26 protein-coding genes are annotated in these 21,958 nt (G+C 37.9%); 18 read left to right on the top strand and 8 right to left on the bottom strand.

Annotated elements, in window-relative coordinates; genetic code table 11:
• Positions 1-93 precede the first annotated feature (93 nt).
• From sra to PZ638_RS12035, 7 genes are all read left to right on the top strand, one after another.
• Entirely contained in the window at positions 94-282 is a 189-nt protein-coding gene (gene sra, locus PZ638_RS12065) for a stationary-phase-induced ribosome-associated protein (RefSeq protein ID WP_004263968.1), read from the top strand.
• A 223-nt stretch (positions 283-505) separates the two neighbouring features.
• Positions 506-1,285: a YaeF family permuted papain-like enzyme gene (locus tag PZ638_RS12060; protein ID WP_004263971.1), complete on the top strand. Its 780-nt coding sequence runs from the start codon at positions 506-508 to the stop codon at positions 1,283-1,285.
• Positions 1,286-1,615: 330 nt separating this feature from the next.
• Positions 1,616-2,545 (top strand): Gfo/Idh/MocA family protein, encoded by a 930-nt coding sequence (locus PZ638_RS12055; RefSeq protein ID WP_110591631.1) that lies wholly within the window; start codon positions 1,616-1,618, stop codon positions 2,543-2,545.
• Between the two features lie 80 nt (positions 2,546-2,625).
• Positions 2,626-3,063, top strand: a complete 438-nt coding sequence (locus tag PZ638_RS12050; RefSeq protein ID WP_004263976.1) for a VOC family protein — start codon at positions 2,626-2,628, stop codon at positions 3,061-3,063.
• Positions 3,064-3,177: 114 nt separating this feature from the next.
• Positions 3,178-3,606 carry a universal stress protein gene (locus tag PZ638_RS12045; RefSeq protein WP_004263978.1) on the top strand — a complete coding sequence of 143 codons (429 nt, stop codon included), beginning with the start codon at positions 3,178-3,180 and terminating at the stop codon, positions 3,604-3,606.
• Positions 3,607-3,731: 125 nt separating this feature from the next.
• On the top strand, positions 3,732-4,067 hold the full coding sequence (locus tag PZ638_RS12040; protein ID WP_004263981.1) for a hypothetical protein: 336 nt from the start codon (positions 3,732-3,734) through the stop codon (positions 4,065-4,067).
• 168 nt (positions 4,068-4,235) lie between these two features.
• A complete protein-coding gene (locus PZ638_RS12035; RefSeq protein ID WP_004263984.1) occupies positions 4,236-4,673 on the top strand; it encodes a universal stress protein in 438 nt (145 codons plus the stop codon).
• Between the two features lie 53 nt (positions 4,674-4,726).
• Here the strand turns inward: PZ638_RS12035 and PZ638_RS12030 are convergent, their stop codons facing one another.
• Complete coding sequence (locus PZ638_RS12030; RefSeq protein ID WP_096864009.1) at positions 4,727-5,020, bottom strand: DUF5339 family protein; 294 nt, start codon at positions 5,018-5,020, stop codon at positions 4,727-4,729.
• A gap of 243 nt (positions 5,021-5,263) precedes the next feature.
• On the opposite strand from PZ638_RS12030, the gene PZ638_RS12025 reads away from it, so the two are divergent.
• Positions 5,264-5,665 (top strand): hypothetical protein, encoded by a 402-nt coding sequence (locus PZ638_RS12025; RefSeq protein WP_226616985.1) that lies wholly within the window; start codon positions 5,264-5,266, stop codon positions 5,663-5,665.
• On the opposite strand, the gene PZ638_RS12020 is transcribed toward PZ638_RS12025, so the two are convergent.
• The gene (locus tag PZ638_RS12020) at positions 5,662-6,303 is read right to left on the bottom strand and encodes a TetR/AcrR family transcriptional regulator (protein ID WP_094962483.1); all 642 of its coding nucleotides are present in this window, start codon (positions 6,301-6,303) and stop codon (positions 5,662-5,664) included. The two genes, PZ638_RS12025 and PZ638_RS12020, sit on opposite strands and share 4 nt — an antisense overlap.
• Before the next feature lie 198 nt (positions 6,304-6,501).
• Between PZ638_RS12020 and PZ638_RS12015 the strand changes: the two genes are divergently transcribed.
• From PZ638_RS12015 to phoH, 4 genes are all read left to right on the top strand, one after another.
• Positions 6,502-7,314, top strand: a complete 813-nt coding sequence (locus PZ638_RS12015; RefSeq protein WP_094962484.1) for a threonine/serine exporter family protein — start codon at positions 6,502-6,504, stop codon at positions 7,312-7,314.
• Entirely contained in the window at positions 7,305-7,775 is a 471-nt protein-coding gene (locus PZ638_RS12010; protein WP_112307410.1) for a threonine/serine exporter, read from the top strand. The genes PZ638_RS12015 and PZ638_RS12010 overlap by 10 nt, the downstream gene beginning before the upstream one ends.
• A gap of 298 nt (positions 7,776-8,073) precedes the next feature.
• On the top strand, positions 8,074-9,027 hold the full coding sequence (locus PZ638_RS12005; RefSeq protein ID WP_272674489.1) for an endonuclease: 954 nt from the start codon (positions 8,074-8,076) through the stop codon (positions 9,025-9,027).
• Positions 9,028-9,522: 495 nt separating this feature from the next.
• Complete coding sequence (gene phoH / locus PZ638_RS12000) at positions 9,523-10,308, top strand: phosphate starvation-inducible protein PhoH (protein WP_094962486.1); 786 nt, start codon at positions 9,523-9,525, stop codon at positions 10,306-10,308.
• Positions 10,309-10,382: 74 nt separating this feature from the next.
• Here the strand turns inward: phoH and zinT are convergent, their stop codons facing one another.
• Positions 10,383-11,027 carry a metal-binding protein ZinT gene (gene zinT, locus PZ638_RS11995; RefSeq protein ID WP_004264004.1) on the bottom strand — a complete coding sequence of 215 codons (645 nt, stop codon included), beginning with the start codon at positions 11,025-11,027 and terminating at the stop codon, positions 10,383-10,385.
• A gap of 217 nt (positions 11,028-11,244) precedes the next feature.
• Positions 11,245-12,084, bottom strand: coding sequence for a siderophore-interacting protein (locus PZ638_RS11990; protein WP_094962487.1), 840 nt, complete (start codon positions 12,082-12,084; stop codon positions 11,245-11,247).
• A gap of 257 nt (positions 12,085-12,341) precedes the next feature.
• Between PZ638_RS11990 and PZ638_RS11985 the strand changes: the two genes are divergently transcribed.
• Positions 12,342-13,184, top strand: a complete 843-nt coding sequence (locus PZ638_RS11985) for a hypothetical protein (RefSeq protein WP_094962488.1) — start codon at positions 12,342-12,344, stop codon at positions 13,182-13,184.
• Between the two features lie 5 nt (positions 13,185-13,189).
• On the opposite strand, the gene PZ638_RS11980 is transcribed toward PZ638_RS11985, so the two are convergent.
• The 3 genes from PZ638_RS11980 to PZ638_RS11970 are packed head-to-tail and all read right to left on the bottom strand — an operon-like array spanning position 13,190 to position 15,663.
• Positions 13,190-13,321 carry a DUF2474 domain-containing protein gene (locus tag PZ638_RS11980; protein ID WP_311135863.1) on the bottom strand — a complete coding sequence of 44 codons (132 nt, stop codon included), beginning with the start codon at positions 13,319-13,321 and terminating at the stop codon, positions 13,190-13,192.
• A 4-nt stretch (positions 13,322-13,325) separates the two neighbouring features.
• Entirely contained in the window at positions 13,326-14,336 is a 1,011-nt protein-coding gene (gene cydB, locus PZ638_RS11975; protein ID WP_275612117.1) for a cytochrome d ubiquinol oxidase subunit II, read from the bottom strand.
• Positions 14,326-15,663, bottom strand: coding sequence for a cytochrome ubiquinol oxidase subunit I (locus PZ638_RS11970; RefSeq protein WP_094962491.1), 1,338 nt, complete (start codon positions 15,661-15,663; stop codon positions 14,326-14,328). Before PZ638_RS11970 ends, cydB begins: the two co-directional genes overlap by 11 nt.
• A gap of 247 nt (positions 15,664-15,910) precedes the next feature.
• On the opposite strand from PZ638_RS11970, the gene PZ638_RS11965 reads away from it, so the two are divergent.
• A complete protein-coding gene (locus PZ638_RS11965) occupies positions 15,911-17,335 on the top strand; it encodes an aminotransferase-like domain-containing protein (protein ID WP_004264022.1) in 1,425 nt (474 codons plus the stop codon).
• A 95-nt stretch (positions 17,336-17,430) separates the two neighbouring features.
• Entirely contained in the window at positions 17,431-17,997 is a 567-nt protein-coding gene (locus PZ638_RS11960) for a HutD/Ves family protein (protein WP_226616984.1), read from the top strand.
• Here PZ638_RS11960 and PZ638_RS11955 read toward each other — a convergent pair.
• A complete protein-coding gene (locus tag PZ638_RS11955; RefSeq protein ID WP_094962493.1) occupies positions 17,994-18,605 on the bottom strand; it encodes a LysE family translocator in 612 nt (203 codons plus the stop codon). The genes PZ638_RS11960 and PZ638_RS11955 overlap by 4 nt on opposite strands.
• Positions 18,606-18,760: 155 nt before the next feature.
• On the opposite strand from PZ638_RS11955, the gene PZ638_RS11950 reads away from it, so the two are divergent.
• From PZ638_RS11950 to PZ638_RS11940, 3 genes are all read left to right on the top strand, one after another.
• A complete protein-coding gene (locus PZ638_RS11950; protein WP_004264035.1) occupies positions 18,761-19,240 on the top strand; it encodes an Lrp/AsnC family transcriptional regulator in 480 nt (159 codons plus the stop codon).
• Between the two features lie 658 nt (positions 19,241-19,898).
• Positions 19,899-21,242: a radical SAM protein gene (locus tag PZ638_RS11945; protein WP_206277902.1), complete on the top strand. Its 1,344-nt coding sequence runs from the start codon at positions 19,899-19,901 to the stop codon at positions 21,240-21,242.
• Between the two features lie 10 nt (positions 21,243-21,252).
• Positions 21,253-21,942, top strand: a complete 690-nt coding sequence (locus PZ638_RS11940) for a TorD/DmsD family molecular chaperone (RefSeq protein ID WP_094962495.1) — start codon at positions 21,253-21,255, stop codon at positions 21,940-21,942.
• Positions 21,943-21,958 lie beyond the last annotated feature (16 nt).

Below are 21,958 nucleotides of genomic sequence, written 5' to 3'. Positions count from 1 at the left end.
ATGAAACAAGAAAGCCTTTGTGGTCAACGATGACTATATTTTTTGATGTTCATTTTTTAATGAATTTTAATTTAGTAGTTTAAGGAGTCGATAATGGTTAGTAATAATAATGCACGTCGTTTATTAGGTATGCCTTATAAATTAAGTCGCTCTAAAAAAAACATACGTGTTTCGCTTGGTTCTAAAGATAATACTACAGTTGCAGTACAAAAGAATAAAGCGACAGAAAAGAAGACATATCATTCAGTAACCGTTTTTTACCCAGAATATGTTATTAGTTAATTGAATGTATGTAACCCTCTAGTGTTTACTAGAGGGTTAAATTTAAGTTGTTAAAACTAATTTTTCATTAGATTACGTTAGCTCATTTCAATATGCACCACTCATATGAGTAATATTCTAACTCTTCTATTATAGAAATAAACAGTAGTCATAAAATAGATTAAGCGATATTATCTTCATTAATTAAAAACTAAAAAGAAAGATGACTATCGGGTGTTATTGAATGAAATTTTATTGTTTCCTGCTATTTTTATTTTGTTTTTCTCTTTCAGGGTGTTCAACTCAATTCAAATCAGATGAAGAAACTAATCGCTTAAATTTTAATATTCAACACGCAAACACGATTCCTATCAAGGATTCTGTTGAGCCGTTGGCGGTTTCTGACATGTTGCCAGGCGATATTCTTTTATCTTCTGCTACAGGGTTAAATTCATGGGGAATTCGGTTATTTAGTATTAGTGGGGTAAGTCACGCATCTATTTACTTGGGGTTGGGGGAAGTAGCTGAGTCTGTTGGAAGTGGCGTTAGGATCATTACATTAGACCAAGCAGTGAGAGACTCTAACAACATGGTAGTGCTGAGGCAAACAGGCTTAACATCATTGCATGCAGAAAAATTACGCGAGTTTTCAGTTCAAAATAATGGAAATAAATATAATTATAAAGGTATTGTGATGATAGCGCCTTGGATGATCACAAAAAGGGTATGTGAGCTTCCATTAATTGGTGAAACGATACGTAATTTTTGCTTAAAAACTTTAGCTAAAGTTCAATTAGGCGATGATATAGACCAAGCTAATGGTTTCTTTTGTTCACAGTTTGTCCTCGATGCTTATAAATATGCAGGTATTCCCTTATTTGAAGGTAACTCATCGTGGATAACACCTGCGGATATATTACATATGCGTACAGGTGATGTGCCAACTTTCATGCCAACCCAGCGTCTAGCGTATGTTGGGCATTTGAAATCATGGAGCTTTAGTAGTGCAATACGCAGAAAATAGTGTGTAATTTTAAACAAAAAAAAGGCCAACATATAAAGTTGGCCTGCTAAACTGGAAGCAATGTGAGCAATGTCGTTTGTGATAAACCTGAGTGATTTACTCAAGTATTCACGAGGTAAAAGATAACCATTCTCATTTAAGAAATCAACCCTTTTTTTTATGTAGTTACTCATTCTCATTCTTCACTTGATTTTGTTTTTTATTTATAAAAAACAAAATGTTGTATATTTATTTCTAATTAAAATTACGTTATTACTCCAAAAAAAATTTTTTAATTGATATTAATGAGATTATTCTTGCTCAGATTAATCATTAATAGGCGTGTTTACGATGCGAAAATTAAAGTTAGGTGTAGTTGGCTTAGGTTCTATTGCACAAAAAGCGTATTTACCGGTTTTAACGAAAGAAGAAAATTGGGAGTTAGTTGGCGCTTTTTCTCCTAATCAATCAAAGGCAAAATTAGTTTGTGATAGTTATCGAATCCCCCTGTTTAGCAATATTGACGCACTAGCACAGCAATGTGATGCTATTTTTGTTCATAGTGCGACGAAAAGCCATTTTGAAGTAATCAAGCGGCTATTAGAGGCAAACGTCCATATCTATGTTGATAAGCCATTGACTGAATTAATTGAACCATCGGAGCAATTAATTGAGTTTGCAGCGCGACGCCAGAAAATGTTAATGGTTGGGTTTAACCGCCGCTTCTCGCCATTTTATTTGGCAGTTAAACAGGATATTAAAAATATCACGTCTATTCGTATGGATAAGCACCGTATGAACAGCGTAGGGCCGAATGACGCTAGATTTACGTTATTAGATGATTATTTGCATGTTGTTGATACTGTAATGTGGATAGCGCAAAAAAATGTAGAATTAATCAGTGGTAGTATTCATAACACAAATGCTGGTGAGCTATTTTATGCAGAGCACCATATGCAAGCTGGCCAAAGTTGCCTAACAACATCGATGCATCGCAAAGCAGGAAGCCAACAAGAGCAACTTATTGTGGTGGCTGAAGACAGTATTCACCAAATAACCAATATGAACCATTGGTGGAACGAAAATGCCATTGGGATTAGCGAGAGAAAACCGGCTAATTGGGATTCGATTTTAGTTCAACGCGGCTTTGATGGTGCAATTCGCCATTTTATTGATTCTGTTTCAAATCAAACTCAACCGTTGGTCAGTGGCGAAGAGGGCTTGAAGGCTCAAAGAATGGTTGAAAAGATGATATCTACAGCGAATACAATCAGTGATTAATTATCTTCTATGTTAAAAGTCATTATCTATTTTATTAAACAGTAAATTTTTAGTATCTCATTACTTTATAGGAACGCGAGATGATACATTTACAAGATAGCTCTGATGTATTGTTTGTTGCAGGATTTGGACCAATAGTTACAGATTATAAAAAAAGTCACTCTTTTTATCTTGAGTTGTTAAAGCTACCTTTAAAACCAATTGAAGAAGGGAGCCAATATTTAACTTGTGAGCAAGAAGGGCTAGAAGGTGTCAAACATTTTGCACTTTGGCCTATAGAGCAAGCCGCTCAATCGTGTTTTGGTCAAGGTGAATGGCCTAAAAACATACCTACCCCGCAAAGCTGGATGGAGTTTGAGGTTTCAGACATTGAAAAAATTACAAAAATTTGCCTTAAAGAAGGTTATGTCTTATTAGTTAATAACCGAATGGAACCTTGGGGGCAAACAGTCACAAGGTTATTAAGTCCTGAAGGTATGTTAGTTGGTTTAACCGTAACGCCATGGCTAAGGGAATAGCTTGTTTTTATTTGTAGTTAGAGATCTCATTTATCTTTGTGGATAAGAGACATTTATTAGTAATTGTTTATAATTTTGTTGTAGAACTTCATTTTAACTATTTTAGGAGGGGTTATGTATAAAACGATTCTGGTCCCTATCGACTTAACAGAAGATGAATTAACCAGTAAAGCAGTCCGTCACGCGGTTAATCTTGCAAAGCAATCCGGTGCTAAAATTCATCTTATTCATGTTTTACCCATTTCTTCAGCAATTATTAATGCGTACGCCTTAGGTTACATGGAAATCAAAGACCGTGCGACGGTGAAAGCGGAAGAAGACATGAAAATGTTAATGGATTCAATTGATTTACCTCATGATGATGTTAGTTATACTATAACGTTTGGTTCCCCGCGAGATGAAGTGATTAATACAGCAAAAGACATTAATGCAGATATTATTGTTATTGGTTCTCGTCGTCCAAATATTACAACTCATCTTTTAGGGTCAACAGCCGCGGGAATAGTGCGCTACGCGGAAACATCAGTACTGGTTGTACGTTAATAATTAGAGAAGAACCTGCTTATCGGGTGGGTTCTTTGTTATTTGATTATTTATATTGCCAATTTAATTAATTTTAGTACTCAAGTTAATTGATCTTACTTATAACAAGGTGAGTTTGAGTCAATATGGAAAAGTTTTCGCAAGAATTACTGCGTGTTGAACACTTTGTTCTGAGAGTTTTGCGTTTTTATTTACTCGCACTTTTGATTTTTTTTCTTGGCTTATTACCCGGTATAGTTGGTTTTTATTTTATTGAAGGTCACTCAGTTGTTGAGTCAATGCTTAATGCGTTGTCTATGTTGAGTGGACAAGCTATTGAGCCGGCTCCTATTACACGGGGAGGTCGTTTCTTTATTGCTATTTATGGTCTATTTTTACAAAGCGTTTTTATTATCAGTATTGGATTAATCGTAACTCCTTTTATTCATCGTGTTTTGCATAAATGGCATTTAGAAGAATAATTTTTGTTGTAATAGTAAGGGGCTTCACAGCTTTTTTTAGTGTAGTAAGACTATACTTAGAAGACTAAAAGGACAATATTCACCCGCTACGCCTAATAACCAAGTTGTAAAAATACACAACAATACAGCTTGAATAAAAATGTAATCATAACTAATAAGGGGCATCATATGTATAAAACAATTTTGGTTCCTGTGGATATATCTGAAGATGTACTAACAGATAATGCATTAAAACATGCTATTTATTTAGCAAAAATTTCAGATGCGAAAATTCACTTATTTCACTCAGTTCCGGATGTTTCAAGATTTTCAATGAGCTACAGTTATCATTATGATTTATTGTCCTCATTTGCTAAAAAAGCACTTGAACGTTCAGAAGAACAGTTAAAAGAAATCATTGAAAAAATTGATTATCCATCAGACAAAATCTCTTATAAGGTTGAGTTTGGTTCACCAAGAGACAAAGTTTTATCAGAAGCTGAAGCTATTGATGCTGATCTTATTGTTATCGGCTCACGCAATCCAAGTATTTCAACGCATTTATTAGGTTCAAATGCTTCTGGGATTGTTTCCTATGCTAAGATTTCAGTTCTTGTGGTTCGATAAAATAAAATAGCCTGCTCAGCAGGCTATTTTTTGTCTATTAAAAGCGAACAAATTTAGGGGGTTTTAACTGCTTCTTTGGCTTGCTCAATTGCTTTAAGTGCTTGGCTACAAGCTTGCTCTTGTGCATCATCAGGGTAGCTAGCAAGGGCTTTTTTCGCTTCCTCTAATTGTGACTTCATTAATGCAATTTGTTCACCTGCATTGGCTTCATCTTTATATTGTTCTTCAGCTTGCTTAACAAGGTCGTTCATTTCTTTGAAATAAGTATCACAGGTAGCACCTGCATTTGCATTAAATGCAGCGAAAGCCATTAAAAGGCTAAATGCAATTGGAAGAGTTTTTTTCATCATATTTTCGCTTTTAAAATTCATAATATCGTCAGAATAACATCCCATATTCAAAAACGCATCACTCGAACACGTGAATGTTTTTAATTGATAAATTTTTACTGCATATTGAGAGTATTCCTGTTAGTAACTCGCGGTAATAGCATAATTTGCAAAACACAAATGATAATCATTCTTGACTGAGTGCAATGTAAAAGTGTACATTTGAGTACACTTTGAATAATGATGACAAAAGAGATGATTATGATGAACAAAAAGATGATAGAAACAGAAAGCTGGCCAATCTGTGAGATGAATGTATTTCCTTCAACGATGGATGAAACCCGTTTATGGTTAGAGGAAATGGATATGCTATTGGCAAGAAGAAATGAGTTTGTATTGATATATCCTCCGGTGGTTAAAAAAGAAAAACCATCCTTAGAAGATATGGAAAGCATGAAATATATACGTCGTTGGTTGAAAGATGCAAAAGAAGCGATGGAGCAACATTGTCGTGCTCTGGTTGTTACCCTACAACCTGACGGGCGAGATCAAGAAGAAATGGAACGAATGGCACCCATGCTGTCTGCGTTGTACGGCCCTCAAGTTTTAATCGCAAATAATTCCATGGCAGCCAAAGAACAAGCCCAATCAGTTCTAGCTTAGTCGGCTGTGGTTTTACTGATTTTACGGATATAACTGGCGATGATATCGACAGACATAGCAATTTGCTGTTGAATAAATTCATCGCTGGGCTTGAAATCAGCAATACAGAAAGTGGTGATAAACACATCTGCTTTTAGCATTTCTAGGTAGCGTGAAGAAATGCTTAACAATGTTTTTTCATCCACTTTAACGTCAGGAAGCAAAGCCAATTTTTGTGTCAACAGACGATAGCTTTTTACTGGACCTTGCTCAAAAAATGCGTGAGTTATTTCTGGGAAACGGTTGTATTCACCTAAAATTAACCGGTATAACCCAATGGATTCAGGCTTAAGCACATTCAATAAAAATCGAGAACCATAAAAAGAAAGTATGGACTCAATCGTATCCAGTGGTGGTGTTTTTTCGTCGGGCTCTTGAAAAATATCATCAATCATTGATGCAATAACTGCAGCAAATAACCCTTCTTTATCACCAAAATTTTTATATAAGGTTGAGCGAGAGCCCCCAGCACGTTCAATAATCATATCCAGAGTTGCGCCTTCAAACCCATATTGCAGAAAAATTTCAGTTGCTGCAGTGATCAACGCCTGATGCCGACGTTGGCCTTTTGGGGTTTTAGCTGTTAGAGGGCTATTCATGAATGGTTAATCCTACAATTTGTCTTCAATAAGAAAATAACATAACAAATTTTACGAAATAGTTTAAATCACGTTACCTCAATCACAGATTTACCTGAAAGAGATCATCATTTAAGCTGATATTTGTCTTTATGATATTTATAAAGATTAACATGTTTAGGTAGATATCTGAATGGTTGTCACAATGTTGGGGGCAAGATGACAGAGCATGTATTAAATGAGCAAAAAACAGACCAAGATGATCCTGTTAATCAGCAACGTGAGGTAACTCGGCTATGTATTGAGTGTGGTTTATTGTTATTGCAACATGGCGCTGAAAGTATGCTCGTTGAACAATTGACGACCCGTTTGGGTATTGCACTTGGAGCAAGCCAAGTCGATAGTGCTATTTCATCTAATTCATTAGTTTTAACCACTATAATTGATGGTCGCTGCTTAACGTCAACACGACGCATTATTGACCGCGGTATAAATATGCATGTTGTTACTGAAGTTCAGCATGCAGTCATCCTAGTCGAACATCATTTGTTAGACCGAAAACAATTAAAAAAGAAATTATTATCAATTAAACCGTTGCGTTATCCTCGATGGTTAATGGTGCTGATGGTGGCACTATCTTGTGCTTGTTTTAGTAGGTTGAATGGAGGTGGATGGGAGAGTGCGTTAATTACATTTTTAGCCAGCGGTTGTGCAATGTATGTGCGGCAAGTGTTAAGTTCCCATCAAATGAATCCGTTAATTAATTTTTGTATTACTGCCTTTGTTGCTACCACGGTCTCAGGTTTATTATTGAAAATACCGTATTTGGCTGTGACTGAAACAATTTCGATGGCTGCCAGTGTATTGCTTTTAGTTCCCGGCTTTCCATTAATTAATGCAGTCGCTGATATGTTTAAAGGGCATGTTAATACAGGATTAGCGCGTTGGACAATGGCGAGCCTTCTCACTTTGGCTACCTGTATTGGGGTTGTGTTAGCAATGACAATCTGGGGTTTAAAAGAATGGGCATAGAATTTCTATTCTCTTTATGTGAGAAAATGCTATTAGCCGCTATACCGGCAGCAGGGTTTGCTATGGTATTTAATGTGCCTGTAAGGGCATTGAAATATTGTGCCTTATTGGGTGCTATTGGCTATGGCTTTAGAATGATACTGATGACATTAGGATTGCAAATTGAGTGGGCAAGTTTTCTTGCTGCAATTTTAATCGGTATTATCGGTATTCAGTGGTCGCGTTGGTGGTTAGCTCATCCTAAAGTGTTTACTGTTGCTGCCGTGATCCCAATGTTTCCAGGTATTAGTGCCTATATTGCAATGATTTCAGTCGTTAAAATATCGCAATTTGGCTATGACCCTGAATTAGTTGAAGTTCTAGTGACTAATTTCTTAAAAGCCTCTTTCATTGTTGGAGCCTTGTCTATTGGTATTTCTTTACCTGGTTTATGGTTATATCGCAAAAGACCAAGCGTGTAATTTTTAATGGTGTGGCTTACTGGCATTCTCGTTATGTGAGTAAGTCATACTTTACTTTTTACTAATAAGATTTAGATATCCTATTAAAGCTGCATAAATTCCGATATGGATGGTGAGCCATAAAATTGGGTCATCTCTGATATCATTTATGCTACTATTTGATTAGAATATGTGATATTTCTTCTTATGCATTAATGTGTTAGAGGAAAAACTAATGCATTTATATTAATTCTTCGCATATATTCTTATTAGTGGTGTTATTTTGAAACAATTTAGCTTGTCCAAATATTATCAATTCATTTTTTCGATTCTATTATTTCTTTTCTCTGCTTTTTCATTTTCCGCACCAAATTCGTTTACAGAAGCTAAAGTGCTAAGTAAAACGCAGGTTTATGCAGATCAAAATCATCAAGGAGAGGGAACAATATATTGTGGTTGCCAGTGGGAATGGGTAGGAAAAAGCGGGGGAAAGGTTGACTTAGCCTCTTGTGGCTACCAAGTGCGTAAACAACAGAACCGAGCTGAGCGTATTGAATGGGAGCATATTGTTCCAGCATGGGTGTTTGGTCATCAAAGGCAATGCTGGCAAAAAGGGGGGCGGAAAAACTGTGTGTCTAGTGACCCTATTTTTGGCCGAATGGAAGCAGATATGCATAATTTAGCGCCTTCTATTGGTGAAGTGAATGGTGATAGAAGCAATTTTAGTTTTGGGCAATTATCCACTAATACACCGTATCCATACGGAATGTGCCGTAGCCGAGTTGATTTTAAACAAAAAGTCTTTGAGCCAAGAGATGAAGCCAAAGGGCAGGTAGCCCGAGTATATTTTTATATGTATGACCGCTATAACTTGTCTATGTCACGTCAACAACAACAGTTATTGATGGCTTGGGATAATAAATATCCTCCAACCTCTTGGGAAATCAAGCGAGATAATCGAATCGCTAAGGTAATGGGGCATCATAACCCATTTGTGACAGGGGAGAAAAAATGGAATTTAAATCATAAAAATAGCGCAGAGGGAGTTAATATTTCACCAGTCTCACCCTTAAATCAGCCTCAAGTAATAGAAGATAAATCTATTGTATCAGATGCGGTTGAAATTAAAGGTAATCGTAATTCTAAAAAATATCATTTTTCACATTGCGCTAGCTTCAATACCATCGCTGATAAAAATGCCGTCATCTTCACTGACGAACAATCGGCTAAAGCCGCAGGTTTTGAGTTAGCGGGAAATTGTAAAATACGCTAATTATCCTTTCAAACCACAATAGTTAACTAACTGATTATTGTGGTTTTACTTTTTTTGTTTTTATGTGTGATAACGAAAAATTTTAATAAACGCCCAAAATTTTGTTAGAAAAATGTTGCTTTATCAAAAAAAATGACGCTATATTTAAAGCAGTGAAAACTGCAATAAAAACATGGACTCATTGGGGCACAAAAAATATTGCAGTTCGTCATATTACTGTCACATAGATTCATTAGTTTAAAAGTATCGCTGTTACAGGAGAAACTAATGGGAAATAAGTGTTTGTACACGAGAATACAAAGCCGGTTACCACTCCATCATGAGATTTCCATGGTGAGATTGGTAACCGGTTTTTTTATTAGCCGAGTTATGGCATGGAGTTACAGCCACATAATAGATATTTGATATTAACTTTGAGCTTGAAGGGAGCTCGCCTCTGTTTTGAATAGTCCGTCATTTGAATTGACATCACTGATACCTGGAAGGGTTAATACTATGAGTAGACAGAAAGCTGCAACAAAGGCACGCCGTGAAATGAAACGTTCATCACGCAAAGATCGCTCAGGTCGTTTTGATATCAATAACGTCGCATCATTTGCTGAATTTACTGGTATTGAAGCTATCGGTATGGCAAAAGAACGGCGTGATGAATCCCCTATATTGCCCAGAAATGAAGCTCAAAAACTCTATATTAATTCCATTAAACATAAGCAATTAATTTTTGCGAATGGCGAAGCGGGATGTGGTAAAACTTACATCAGTACTGCACTTGCGGCTGATGCGTTAATTCATAAAGATATCAATAAGATCATTGTGACAAGGCCCGTTCTTCAAGCGGAGGAAGATCTCGGTTTTTTACCGGGGGATATGTCAGAAAAGTTTGCGCCTTACTTTCGCCCAGTCTATGACGTCTTGGTGAAAAGGCTCGGCGCATCTTTTTTGCAATATTGTTTGCGTCCCGAAATTGCTAAAGTGGAAATAGCCCCATTTGCTTATATGCGAGGCCGAACATTTGAAAATGCCGTCGTGATATTAGATGAGGCTCAGAATGTCACAGTCACTCAAATGAAAATGTTTTTAACTCGGCTTGGTGAAAATGTGACGGTGATAGTCAATGGTGATGTGACCCAGTGTGATTTACCAGAAGGTGTGTCTTCAGGGTTAGCTGATGCATTACAACGTTTTAGTAGTGATGAAATGGTTTCAATGGTGAATTTTACTATAGAGGATTGTGTGAGATCACAATTATGCCATAAGGCATTATTGGCTTATAACCACTAATTAGCATTGCTATTAACTATATGCCCCGCGATTTACCCACGGGGCATAGGTTAGACTCCTATATAGGAAGCCGATTAGTGATAGAGCATCTCATGTACGATTTGCTCATCTGTGAGGGTATATGGGTAATAAGTTGGCCAATTTTCTAGCTGACTTAATAATTTTTCCTGAGATTCATTTCCCATATATAGGTGAAAATGCCCCGAGGCTTGTGGTTCAATAATATGGTCACTAAACTGGATAAATTTAGGCGCTTTTGAGTTTGCATCTTTGCATTCAAATAAGTAACGAACGCCTTTTTTTCCTGAAGTATAATGAAGAATTTTGTAACCGGCATAGTCATATTTACAGCTACTTACAGTACCATTTTGAGTAAACTCAATAACATCGTTTTCAATACCAATACTGTCAACATCAGTGGCATAACCTTTTTTATAATATTCACGATACTCTTCAACAGTTTTGTCTTTATTTTTCTTCGCTTTACTTTCTAGAACCTCATCAAGTTTTCCATTTAATAGTAATGGATTAACAGATTCCCAGATGCCTTGCCAGTCACTAAGAGATCTATCTTTGACGTCAGTATCTTCAAAAATCCCTTTTGAAGCTTGTAGCGCTTTCTCTGATTGTGGATGGGAGTGACTATGTGAGCCATGAGCAGCAGCAGTATAGCTAGTGAGAGCTAATGCAATATAAAGACTAGTTTTTAAAATTGCCATTTTGTACACAGTGGTTTTCCTATTTTTGTAGTGAATATAACGACCATAAAAACAATTACGTTATAACATAACATTAATGGGTATGAAAAGTATTTTAGGGCGTTTATTGTTGGGGAATATAATGGCTAACAACTTGATGAAGACAGGCAAGATCAGGAAATAAGTTCACTTATTAGAATTTATAAACCAATAAGCGAACTAAATATTTGAAGTGAAGTTAATCGTCAGGATTATCCATTACAGCATGGCGCTCATGATGGTAACCTTCCTCATCATAGCCATATCGCCAGTAAGGGATCGCATAGATATCATCACGACCAAAACCTTTTTCACGACGAATATAACGACGCAAATCACGAATAATTTGGTCTTCACCCGCAATCCAGAAAGCGCAGTCGCTGCTTGGGATGTCCCAAGACTTAAATGTGCTAATTAATTCAGCGGTTTTGGTGATATCACCACAAACCCAAATCACCTCAACTTGTTCAGGTTTTTTTAGTTCTCTTACGTCTTTTGGGTTATCTAATCGTAGTACAACTTTGCCTTGGGCATTCGCTGGCATTTTTTCTAATAATGCGGCGATAGCGGGTAGGGAACTTGAATCACCAGCCATGAAGTAATGTTGTCTGGCAGGTAATAATGGGTCTGGGCCACCTGGGTTGGTAATTCCCATCCAATTTCCTGGTTTTGCATCCCGAGCAAATAGATATGCAGGGCCAGTTGCGCCATCATGCATAGCAAATTCAATATCTATCTCGCTAACTTCTGGACGGATGGCTCTGACGGTATAGGTACGAACAAATGGGCGAGGTTTGTCTTCTGGCCAGCTACGGCCTTCTTTACTTAGGATAGGGAGTGCGGGCTGGCTGATTAAATCAGGGGCTAAAAATATTTTCAGGTGCCCACCTTCACAATCTGTTGGGTATGTATTGAGTCTTTCACCGGTGAAAGTAATACTACGAATAGATGGGCTGATATCGGTTATGGATTTGACTTGAATGAGCTGTGGTGGAGCCGGGCGGTAGATGTTTTTTTCAACAGGTTGTTCAGTGGCCACGGACGTTCTCCTATGTGTTAATGATAATTTTATTATTTGGTAATTATTATCATTATCATGAATAAATTAAAAGGTTGCAAGAGGGAAACACTGATTGCAGCTGATAAATGATGGCTACGAACTTGAGCGAGTTTAGTGCTATCAGCGGTTCTTATGGTAAATATATCGCAGTGTCTTGTGTCGTTTCTTTAAATACAAATAGGCGTGATAGATTTATGCTGCGTATCAGTTATTCACTATTATAAGAGACAATCGTCATGAGAATAAATAAACAAAGAACACAGGATATCTGTTTTTCACAATTATCACCCAGAAATGAGACGAGAATTGAATCACATATTGTTAATATTAAAAATTTATCATCACTACCTTCATTAAACTCATTATATAAGGCTGATAGCGATAAGAAACACATCACATTATTAAAAAAAGCGGATGATTGCCTGTTGCAAACACGTTCTTATTTTAAGGGAAGTCCTAATAAATCAGCAAATAAAATCAGGTTAAATCGTACTGTTCAACAACATCAAAATTGTTTAGAACAGTTAAGCAAAAATAGAGCCATTAAAGATAAAAAAGCTTTTTTACTCGCAGCCATTCAATCTAAAACGGGGAATTGCGGTGAATTAGCGGCAATTTGTTATGTTTTATCATGTCATGCTGGTCTTAATCCAAATTTTGTCCGGTTAATAGATGTGAAAAATAAACGTTTTGATCATGTTTTTTGTCAAATTGCTATCAATGGGCAAGATTATAATATTGATCCATGGGCAAATATTGTATGTAAAAAAGAAGACTATAACGACCTCTTAAAAACAAAAATAGCTGACTGGAATAGCAAAGGTAAATATTTAGCTCAAGATTTAAATTGGAGTAATATTGGAAGCTATCTTGAAACAAAAAATAGTGAAATACTGGGTGAAAATAAAATTACCATGGTAGATATCGATAATATGGTTGAAGTGTATAATGGGAAGTATAATGATTTGGATAAATTAGCCGAGGCGTCTTTTTTGCGGCGGTCAAATTCATCACACCCGACAGTGCCTTTCCTGAAAAGTCTAAAAATGCCGCGTAAAAATTTATGCGGCATTCAGTAAGTTGATTACTTCACTTTCATTCCAGCGGCGGTCATCATCAATTTAAACACTGACGAAAATGCAAATAAAGCAAGTACACTTCCGAACCAGATAATGGCCATCCAACCGAGTTTTTTCCACCAAGAGGAGGCTGCCACGTTATCAGTGGTAGCCTTGCTCTGGGGTAATTTTTCCTCTGAAGACATAGTAACTCCAATAGGTATAAACCAAAATAACAGGAATAATGAATAACGCACCCACTAACATAAAGCCTAAACTTTCGGATGGGCCTGCGGCATCACGGAAACTTATTGCAGGTGGAATGAGCGTTGGCCAGATGCTGATACCTAGACCAGTAAACCCAAGGAAAATTAACATTAAAGCCGCTAAGAATGGCACGCTGTCATGTTGTTGGCACTTAGCGTTTTTTAGGATCAACCAAGTACAGGCTAATACCAGTAACGGAACAGGTAAAAAGAAGAACAGGTTCGGCAGTGAGAACCAACGCTCAAAGATTGCCTCATTTAACATTGGGGTCCAGAAGCTGATTACTGCTATGATCGCTAACATCAGTAATGTTAATGGCCGTAGGACACGATACATGGTGCTACGTAAGTGGCCCTCCGTTTTCATGATCAACCAACCACACGCTAGTAGCGCATAAGCGACCACGAGGCCAAATCCGCAAAACAGTGGGAAAGGTGAGAACCAATCGAAATAACCACCCATGTAAACACGGTTTTCCACATGGAAGCCTTGGATAAAGGCACCAACTACCACACCTTGAACAAAGGTGGCAAAAATTGAACCCCAAATAAAGGCGTGATCCCAATGGCGGCGGTGTGATTCATCCGCTCTAAAGCGAAACTCAAAGGCGACACCACGGAAAATCAAGGCCAATAACATGAAAGTTAATGGAATTGACAGGGCATCAAGGACAATCGCATAAGCGAGAGGAAAAGCACCAAATAGTGCTGCCCCACCTAAAACCAACCAAGTTTCATTGCCATCCCACACAGGGGCAACGCTATTCATCATCAGATCACGGTCTTGGCTGTCTTTTAGCGCAGGGTAAAGGATCCCGATGCCTAAATCGAACCCATCCATAACAATATACATCAACATACTAAATACGATGATGACAAACCAAATGAGAGGTAAATCAATGCCCATGAGCTGCGTCCTCCGCGATGCCTTTACGAATTAATTTCATCATGTACATGTAGCCGATACCGAACACCCCACCGTAAACCACAAAGAAGGCGATTAAACTGATACTCATGTGCATTTCACCATGTGCACTGACTGCATCAGAGGTTCGTTGTAGCCCATAAACAACCCATGGCTGTCGGCCTATTTCTGTTGTAAACCAACCCGCTAAAATGGCAATCAAACCAGAAGGAGCCATGACGAACATAAAGCGTAGGAAGGTTTTGGATTCATACAGGTTTTTACGATAACGTAGCCATAAACCCCAGACTCCAGCCGCGATCATTAATAAGCCGAGCCCGACCATTACGCGGAATGACCAAAACACCATAAACACGTTAGGCCTATCTTCTGGCGCGTATTCTTTTAACGCAGGCACTTGTTTGTCGATACTGTGGGTTAAAATCAGGCTTGCTAAATAAGGGATTTCGATAGCAAATTCTGTTTTTTCTTTTTCTTGGTTTGGTATACCAAATAAGATAAGCGGAGTGGCTTCTCCAGGTTTATTTTCCCAGTGACCTTCCATTGCAGCCACTTTAACAGGTTGATGTTTAAGTGTGTTTAGGCCGTGAGCATCACCGATTAAAGCTTGAACAGGGGCTAACACTAAAATCAACCACAGGGACATGGAAAACATTTTTTTCATGGCACTGGATTTATTGCCTTTGAGTAAATGCCATGCCGCAGAAGCACCAATAAAGAATGCCGCAGCAAGGAAAGCAGCCGTGGTCATGTGCAATAAACGGTATGGAAACGATGGGTTGAAAATAACCGCAAGCCAATCAACAGGAACGATACGCCCATCGATGATTTCGAAACCTTGCGGTGTTTGCATAAAACTGTTAGATGCCAAAATCCAGAAAGTGGAAATGATGGTACCTAATGCAACCATGCAGGTGGCAAAAAAGTGCAGTTTTTCACCCACTCGGTTCATGCCAAACAGCATGACACCAAGGAAACCGGCTTCAAGAAAGAACGCGGTTAATACCTCATACGTGAGCAATGGGCCGGTAATTCCACCCGCAAAATCTGAAAAGAAACTCCAGTTGGTACCAAATTGGTATGCCATCACCAATCCAGAAACAACGCCCATTCCGAAATTAACCGCAAAAACTTTCGACCAAAAATGGAACAGTTTTATATAGTCCTCGTCACGAGTTTTAAGCCATAGACCTTGTAGCACCGCAAGGTAACTTGCTAGCCCAATAGTAATGGCTGGAAAAATAATATGAAACGAGACCGTAAAAGCAAATTGTATACGGGCAAGTTCCAGCGCAGTTAGTCCAAACATATTGACCCCTGAGTGGATATGTTAATGGCACGCAATATTTAACGTTTTGATGAGAGCAATTGAGGCGCTAATCCCTAGCAAAAGGAATTGCTCACACCTGAATGCAAAATAACCGCAATTCAACGAAAAATTTTTTGTGCTTATAGTTAAAAAAAAGTCAGGTGAATGTGTGGATAAGTAGAACATGAGACGATAAACTATAATAGTAACAATTATTGGGATATTAACTATAACAGTTGAGGCGGCTATGACGAGATACGAACAATTAGCAGCGCAAATTCGTCAGCAAATTGAAGACAATATCTGGCAAGTGGGCGACAGATTACCTTCATTGAGGGAAAGTGTTAAACAGTCTGGTTTAAGTTTAATGACTGTTGTGCAAGCATATCAGTTACTTGAAAGCCAAGGATGGGTCGTTGCTCGGCCGCAATCAGGGTATTACGTGGCAAACCGCAATAACGCATTTGCTGCCGCAAAAGGAGGTAAAGGGCTACATTTGAATGAAAATGTAGAGATTAATGCCTCTATTTTTGGTGTCCTACAAGCTTGTAAGGACCCGAATATTATCCCATTTGGCTCTGCATTTCCAGAACCCGCCTTATTGGATGATCCAAAACTCGCGAAGTCTCTTGCGTCTGTTGCTAGGCGCTTATCGAAATTTAATACCCCGGCTAATTTGCCTCCTGGTAATGAACAACTGCGTCGTAACATTGCTCAGCGTTATGCAACCCAAGGGATCCATGTCGCTCCGGATGAAATCGTGATTACAGCAGGGGCAATGGAATCTTTAGTCTTGAGTTTACAATCGGTGACTCAGCCCGGGGATTGGGTCGTTATCGAATCTCCTGCATTCTATGGTTCACTTCAGGCAATTGAGCGGTTAAAACTTAAGGCCATTGCCATTAAAACAGACCCGTTATTTGGTATTGATCTTGACGCATTAGAGGATATTGCGAGCAAATATCCAATTAAAGCCTGTTGGCTAATGACGCATTATCAAAATCCATTAGGCGGAACGATGCCGCAAACAAACAAAAGACGTCTGGTCGATATCCTTAATAAGCATCAAATTACTTTAATTGAGGACGATGTTTATGGGGAACTTTATTTTGGTAGCAAACAGCCAATACCCGCAAAGGCACTTGATACTAAAGGTAATTTCTTTCATTGTTCTTCATTTTCGAAATGTTTAGCACCGGGGTATCGTGTGGGTTGGGTGGCTGCAGGCCAACACGCGACAAAAATTCAACATTTACAAATGATGAGTACCGTTTCTGCCAGCGTTCCCACGCAATTAGCTATTGCGGAGTACTTATCATTAGGGGGATATGACAGCCACCTTCGTAAACTGCGTTTAACGATGGAACAGCGTCAGCACCAAATGTTGAGTGCAATAGCAAAATACATGCCTCAGTCAGTAAAAGTTAATACACCAAAAGGTGGGTATTTTTTATGGCTAGAGTTTGAACCGCCGTTTAATGCAATTCGGTTGTATCAACTCGCACTAAAAGAAGGTATCAGTATCGCGCCGGGGAGCATGTTTTCCACAAGTGACCAGTTTAATCATGCATTTCGTCTTAATGCATCGTTTACATGGAATGAGAGGGTGGAGGAAGCAATGAAAACTTTAGGTCGTTTATGTCACTTTTTAATCAATGAGAGGCGTGATTAGTCACATTATCATCGTTAATTCATTGCCCTGAAAGATTAACTTTGCCAATCTAGGTATAAATCTAAATGTGTTAGCAGCAACAGACGGGAGGTAATGTGAAAATAAAATGTTTTGACATAATGGAATTACCTATCCTTGATTGGAATGATGGTGCGGGGGCCAGCCAAGAAGTGTTTTGCTGGCCGGTTGCATCGGATTATTCATTACGCGCAAGCATTGCAACCATTAACCAAGATAGCTATTTAAAGCGCTATGCAGAAGGGGAAAGGCTGGTGGTATTGTTGAATGACCAGCCGCTTCTTTTAACCGATACCAAAGCGTTTGAGCATCGCCTAGAGCGCGCAGGTGATCACGCCCAATTTTCAGCTCAGCAATTTTGCGCGGTAAAAGTCTCAGAGCCATCAGTTAAGTTAATGAATTTTATTTTTCGAGATGATAGGTGGGTGGCTATAAACTATTTCATCACTGAAGATTGTAGATTACCCGCCAACCAAGCGGGGTTAGTCTACGTGCTCAATGGCGAATGGGAAATTTCAGGGGCAAATTGCCATCATATGGCGCAAGGACAAGGAGCGTGGTGGTTACCTGATATCGGTGAAGGAGATATAAAACCACTTAGCACCGATAGCAAGTTAATCTGGATTGAGTTATTACCCCGCTAACTGGTTGCTAAACCGATAGCGGCTAGCGTTAGCATTCCACCTGCAACACCTTCGGTTATACGACGTTTTTTATCATTATAAGCTTGTTTATTATGCATGGATGCAAATAATGCACCTATTACGCCGTAGATCAAGACACACGAAAGTATAAAAGTGGCTGAAAGTATCAAGGATTGGACAGCGACACTTTCTGTTAGCTTAATGAAATTCGGTAAAATAGCAAAATACACCAGTAACCCCTTGGGGTTAAGAAAGCTAGTTAAAAATGCTTTACCCACGACCGCCTTTGTTGACACAGTTTGAATTCTTAAGTCTCCGGCTTTCATTGCAGATAACACCATGCGAATAGCAAGGTAAGTGACATAAGCGACCCCAACCCATTTAATGGTGTGGAAAATCATGGGTGAAGCTGCAACAATCGCCGCTAAACCAAGTGCAGCCAGAATCGCATGTGCCACATAACCCAATATAATACCCAAATTCGCTTTCAAGGCCGCTGAGGTTCCTCCTGATAATCCTTGTGCGGAAATAAATAGAATGTCTGGGCCTGGTGTGCAGACTAAAGGGATCACGGTTGCGCTAAATAAGAGTAAGTTCTGTAACTCCATTTCAATTCCTCATTATTGTTCATTGTTATTTTCACGCAACTGGCCAGTAGCGATAAAATTATAGCGATAATCCAATGATATTGGATTTTTTTATTGCTTTAAAACAAACAAAAATTGGTATTTAATATCATTAATTAATATAAAATTGAGGTGGAATGCCAATGAAGGAAAGTAGACTAAAACTGGATGCCATTGATAGGCATATCTTACAAGTATTACAAAGAGATGGAAAAATTCAGAATATTGAATTAGCTAAAGAAGTGGGGCTTTCCCCGTCACCTTGCCTACGTCGCGTGAAATTACTTGAAGAGGCTGGGGTTATCAAACGTTATGTAGCGGTGTTGGATGGCAGTAAAATTGGAGCTGGCCTTTCTTTATTTGCTCGTATTTGGTTTAAAACACAGGATGCTAAAACCATCAACCAATTCGTTGAAGACATTAAACAGATGCCTGAAGTCGTCGAATGCCATCTAATGGCTGGGGAATGTGATGCACTGATCCGTATTGTGACGGAAGACTTAGCTTCATATCGTCGTTTCCATGCGGATCATTTAACACAAATTAGTAGTATTCAAAGTATTAAGACGGAGGTACCAATGGAAACGGTTAAGGTTACTTATGCTTTACCACTTTGATGATAATAGCTAATAGAACGATAGTGACAAATTGAAAATGCTTAACGATTAATTTTAATTATATAAATTAAATATGATAAAAAGGATAAATAGTCACTATGCTTTATTTGTTGGGGAGATTTATTTTTATAAGATAAAAATAAATAATAATAAAAAAATGAATAGATGAACATTTTTTGAATTTTAATTTTACAAATTGAAATATTATTATGATTATTTTAATGTTAACAGGTTAGTTTTATTTTATTTTTAAGTGTTGTCTAATTGGCTATTTAGTTTTTATATAGCGACTTATTTGATGAGATTATTCTCATATAATGAGAACGTTGCTGAGTAATAATTTGGCTATGCTGGCAGTATCAGCTAATTGGTTGATATATAAATAATGAAAGGAAAGTTTTTTTGATCTTGCGCAACATCATATAATGCCACTAACTTATACTGCCATTAATACTAAATCAAAATAAAATAATGCGAATATTTCCTATTTAAAAAATATTTTCAATTTAATCGGTAATGATGTGAGTCTTTATAAGCATTTTTCTAATTGTCACAGGTATTGTCATACCCGTCTATTAATTGATTATTTGCGATCTGAGTCCAATTGAAAATTCAACGAATAATAGGAACTATTTGCTCATAAATTGAAGGTAAATTTATGATCTATCCTATTACAGATAGAACAATCTCTACAGTAAATAACCAAAAGTTTAAGCGTTATGCTATTCGCTATTTGGATATTGAACAGCAAACACAGCAGGCAATTATCGAATATGGACTTAATTTTGAAGACCCTTTTGCACAGCAACATGAGATTGAACAACTCAAACTAGATATAAAAAGTAAAGGCGCAATTTTTGCGAATAGTGGAAAGAGTATACATTGTAATTGGCTATCAAGTGCTTGTGTACAATGCCGTACAGGGGAAGGGAGTCACACGACATTTTTATCCTTAAAATGCCACCGCGATTGTTACTTTTGTTTTAATCCAAATCAAGAAAACTATCATGAATTTCAAGAGGAAATGCGCGATGCTATTAGTGAAGTTGATGCGATAGCAAAACAAGGTTATCCACTTACCCATATCGCACTAACAGGAGGGGAACCTCTACTTTTTCGCCAAGAAAGCATTGCGTTTTTCCAAGCAGTCCAACAGAAATTACCTCTGGCTCATAGCCGTTTATATACAGCAGGTGATCCATTAGACCGTAATACGGCATTAGCTCTAGCTAAAGCTGGTCTACAAGAAATCCGCTTTAGTATCAAAATTGATGATCCTAAAGAACGAATTACTAAAGTTTTACATCGCATTACTTTAGCTCGCGAAATTTTTCCTGCTGTAATGGTGGAAATGCCCGTGATCCCCGGTACAGAACCGCAGATGTATCAATTACTTACTCAGCTTGATGATATTGGTATTGATGGTATCAATTTATTAGAGTTTTGCTTTCCACTAACAAATAGCGAGGCTTATCAAACTCGCGGGTTCATGCTTAAAAACCCACCTTATGAGGTGTATTACAACTATTGGTATGCAGGTGGATTAGCTGTCGCACAGAGTGAACTAGCCTGCCTCCGTGTTCTTAAATTTGCACTAGAAAATCAGTTATCTATTGGAGTGCACTACTGCTCTTTAGAAAATAAGCATACTGGGCAAGTGTACCAAAGCAATGCTTTTTTTGAGCACAATGAACAAATAATAGGAAAGCATTATATTTTTTCCTCTCGGGATTATTTTTTTAAAAGCGCCAAAGTTTTTGGTGACGATTGTGAAAAAGTGGCGGTTTTATTGAAAAACGCAGGCGTTTCTTATCATCAAGAATTGTTGCATGGATTTTTGCAGTTTAATCCTGAAGCAATTTGCTTATTAACCCCGCTAGCCAAACTACCTATTGCATTGACTTCCCACATTATTGAGCCCGATGAACAGGGCAATCCTTTAATTAAAGAAGTGCGAGTTGAACTCACCACACCCACTGAATTTTTATTGACTGACCTGTAGGGAAACATTTATGACCAATGATGACCAAATTTTAGATTTTCTTTATGCGCGTCAATTTGCTTATGACGTATTACGGCGCTTGTTTATGGAAGAGCCGACGCCAGAATTATTAAGTTATTTAAGTGATTCAGGGTTGTTGTTATTCCCCTGTGATGAAGCATTACCTGCAATGAAAAATGCGATAAATGAGATGCATAAAGACTTAAACAATAGGCGGATACAAGCCAATACCGAAGATTTCGAAAATTTGCATTGGGATTTTACTCGCTTATTTATTGGCCCAGAAGCCCCGCCGGCAGCGCCATGGGAATCAACGTATGTTTCTCGTGACAAATTGTTATTTCAAGAAAGTACCTTAGCAGTGAAGTCTTTTTATGAACAGTATGGCGTTCACTTGCCAGAAGGTGATATGGAAGCCGCTGACCATATTGGTTATGAGTTAGATTTTATGTGGCATTTAAGTCTGCGTATTACTGAAGTTATTGATAGCGAAACTGAAAACGTTGATTGGACTAAAGTAAACGCATTATTACTCGGGTCTGCGACATTCCTGAATACCCATTTATTGGCTTTTATTACGCCATTTTGCCGTTCAATGTATAACCATGCAGAAACCGTATTTTATCGTCAATTAAGTTCATTACTTGAACTTTTTTTACGCAATGATATTAAAAAAATCAATGAATTAGTCAATTTATAATAATAAAACAAAATGA

Source organism: Providencia hangzhouensis, from assembly GCF_029193595.2.
Classification (GTDB): Bacteria; Pseudomonadota; Gammaproteobacteria; order Enterobacterales; family Enterobacteriaceae; genus Providencia; species Providencia hangzhouensis.
This window is presented reverse-complemented; position numbering and strand designations above follow the sequence as displayed.

Bases quoted from the DNA above. Each gene is read 5' to 3' on its own strand.
- zinT (WP_004264004.1), bottom strand. From the start codon at position 11,027: ATGGCAATTTTAAAAACTAGTCTTTATATTGCATTAGCTCTCACTAGC.
- PZ638_RS12030 (WP_096864009.1), bottom strand. From the start codon at position 5,020: ATGAAAAAAACTCTTCCAATTGCATTTAGCCTTTTAATGGCTTTCGCT.
- PZ638_RS12010 (WP_112307410.1), top strand. From the start codon at position 7,305: ATGGGCATAGAATTTCTATTCTCTTTATGTGAGAAAATGCTATTAGCC.
- phoH (WP_094962486.1), top strand. From the start codon at position 9,523: ATGAGTAGACAGAAAGCTGCAACAAAGGCACGCCGTGAAATGAAACGT.
- PZ638_RS12015 (WP_094962484.1), top strand. From the start codon at position 6,502: ATGACAGAGCATGTATTAAATGAGCAAAAAACAGACCAAGATGATCCT.
- PZ638_RS11970 (WP_094962491.1), bottom strand. From the start codon at position 15,663: ATGTTTGGACTAACTGCGCTGGAACTTGCCCGTATACAATTTGCTTTT.
- PZ638_RS12045 (WP_004263978.1), top strand. From the start codon at position 3,178: ATGTATAAAACGATTCTGGTCCCTATCGACTTAACAGAAGATGAATTA.
- PZ638_RS11950 (WP_004264035.1), top strand. From the start codon at position 18,761: ATGCCAATGAAGGAAAGTAGACTAAAACTGGATGCCATTGATAGGCAT.
- PZ638_RS11985 (WP_094962488.1), top strand. From the start codon at position 12,342: ATGAGAATAAATAAACAAAGAACACAGGATATCTGTTTTTCACAATTA.
- PZ638_RS11945 (WP_206277902.1), top strand. From the start codon at position 19,899: ATGATCTATCCTATTACAGATAGAACAATCTCTACAGTAAATAACCAA.
- PZ638_RS11955 (WP_094962493.1), bottom strand. From the start codon at position 18,605: ATGGAGTTACAGAACTTACTCTTATTTAGCGCAACCGTGATCCCTTTA.
- PZ638_RS12060 (WP_004263971.1), top strand. From the start codon at position 506: ATGAAATTTTATTGTTTCCTGCTATTTTTATTTTGTTTTTCTCTTTCA.
- cydB (WP_275612117.1), bottom strand. From the start codon at position 14,336: ATGGGCATTGATTTACCTCTCATTTGGTTTGTCATCATCGTATTTAGT.
- PZ638_RS12035 (WP_004263984.1), top strand. From the start codon at position 4,236: ATGTATAAAACAATTTTGGTTCCTGTGGATATATCTGAAGATGTACTA.
- PZ638_RS12025 (WP_226616985.1), top strand. From the start codon at position 5,264: ATGATGAACAAAAAGATGATAGAAACAGAAAGCTGGCCAATCTGTGAG.
- PZ638_RS12055 (WP_110591631.1), top strand. From the start codon at position 1,616: ATGCGAAAATTAAAGTTAGGTGTAGTTGGCTTAGGTTCTATTGCACAA.
- sra (WP_004263968.1), top strand. From the start codon at position 94: ATGGTTAGTAATAATAATGCACGTCGTTTATTAGGTATGCCTTATAAA.
- PZ638_RS11965 (WP_004264022.1), top strand. From the start codon at position 15,911: ATGACGAGATACGAACAATTAGCAGCGCAAATTCGTCAGCAAATTGAA.
- PZ638_RS12040 (WP_004263981.1), top strand. From the start codon at position 3,732: ATGGAAAAGTTTTCGCAAGAATTACTGCGTGTTGAACACTTTGTTCTG.
- PZ638_RS12020 (WP_094962483.1), bottom strand. From the start codon at position 6,303: ATGAATAGCCCTCTAACAGCTAAAACCCCAAAAGGCCAACGTCGGCAT.
- PZ638_RS11940 (WP_094962495.1), top strand. From the start codon at position 21,253: ATGACCAATGATGACCAAATTTTAGATTTTCTTTATGCGCGTCAATTT.
- PZ638_RS12050 (WP_004263976.1), top strand. From the start codon at position 2,626: ATGATACATTTACAAGATAGCTCTGATGTATTGTTTGTTGCAGGATTT.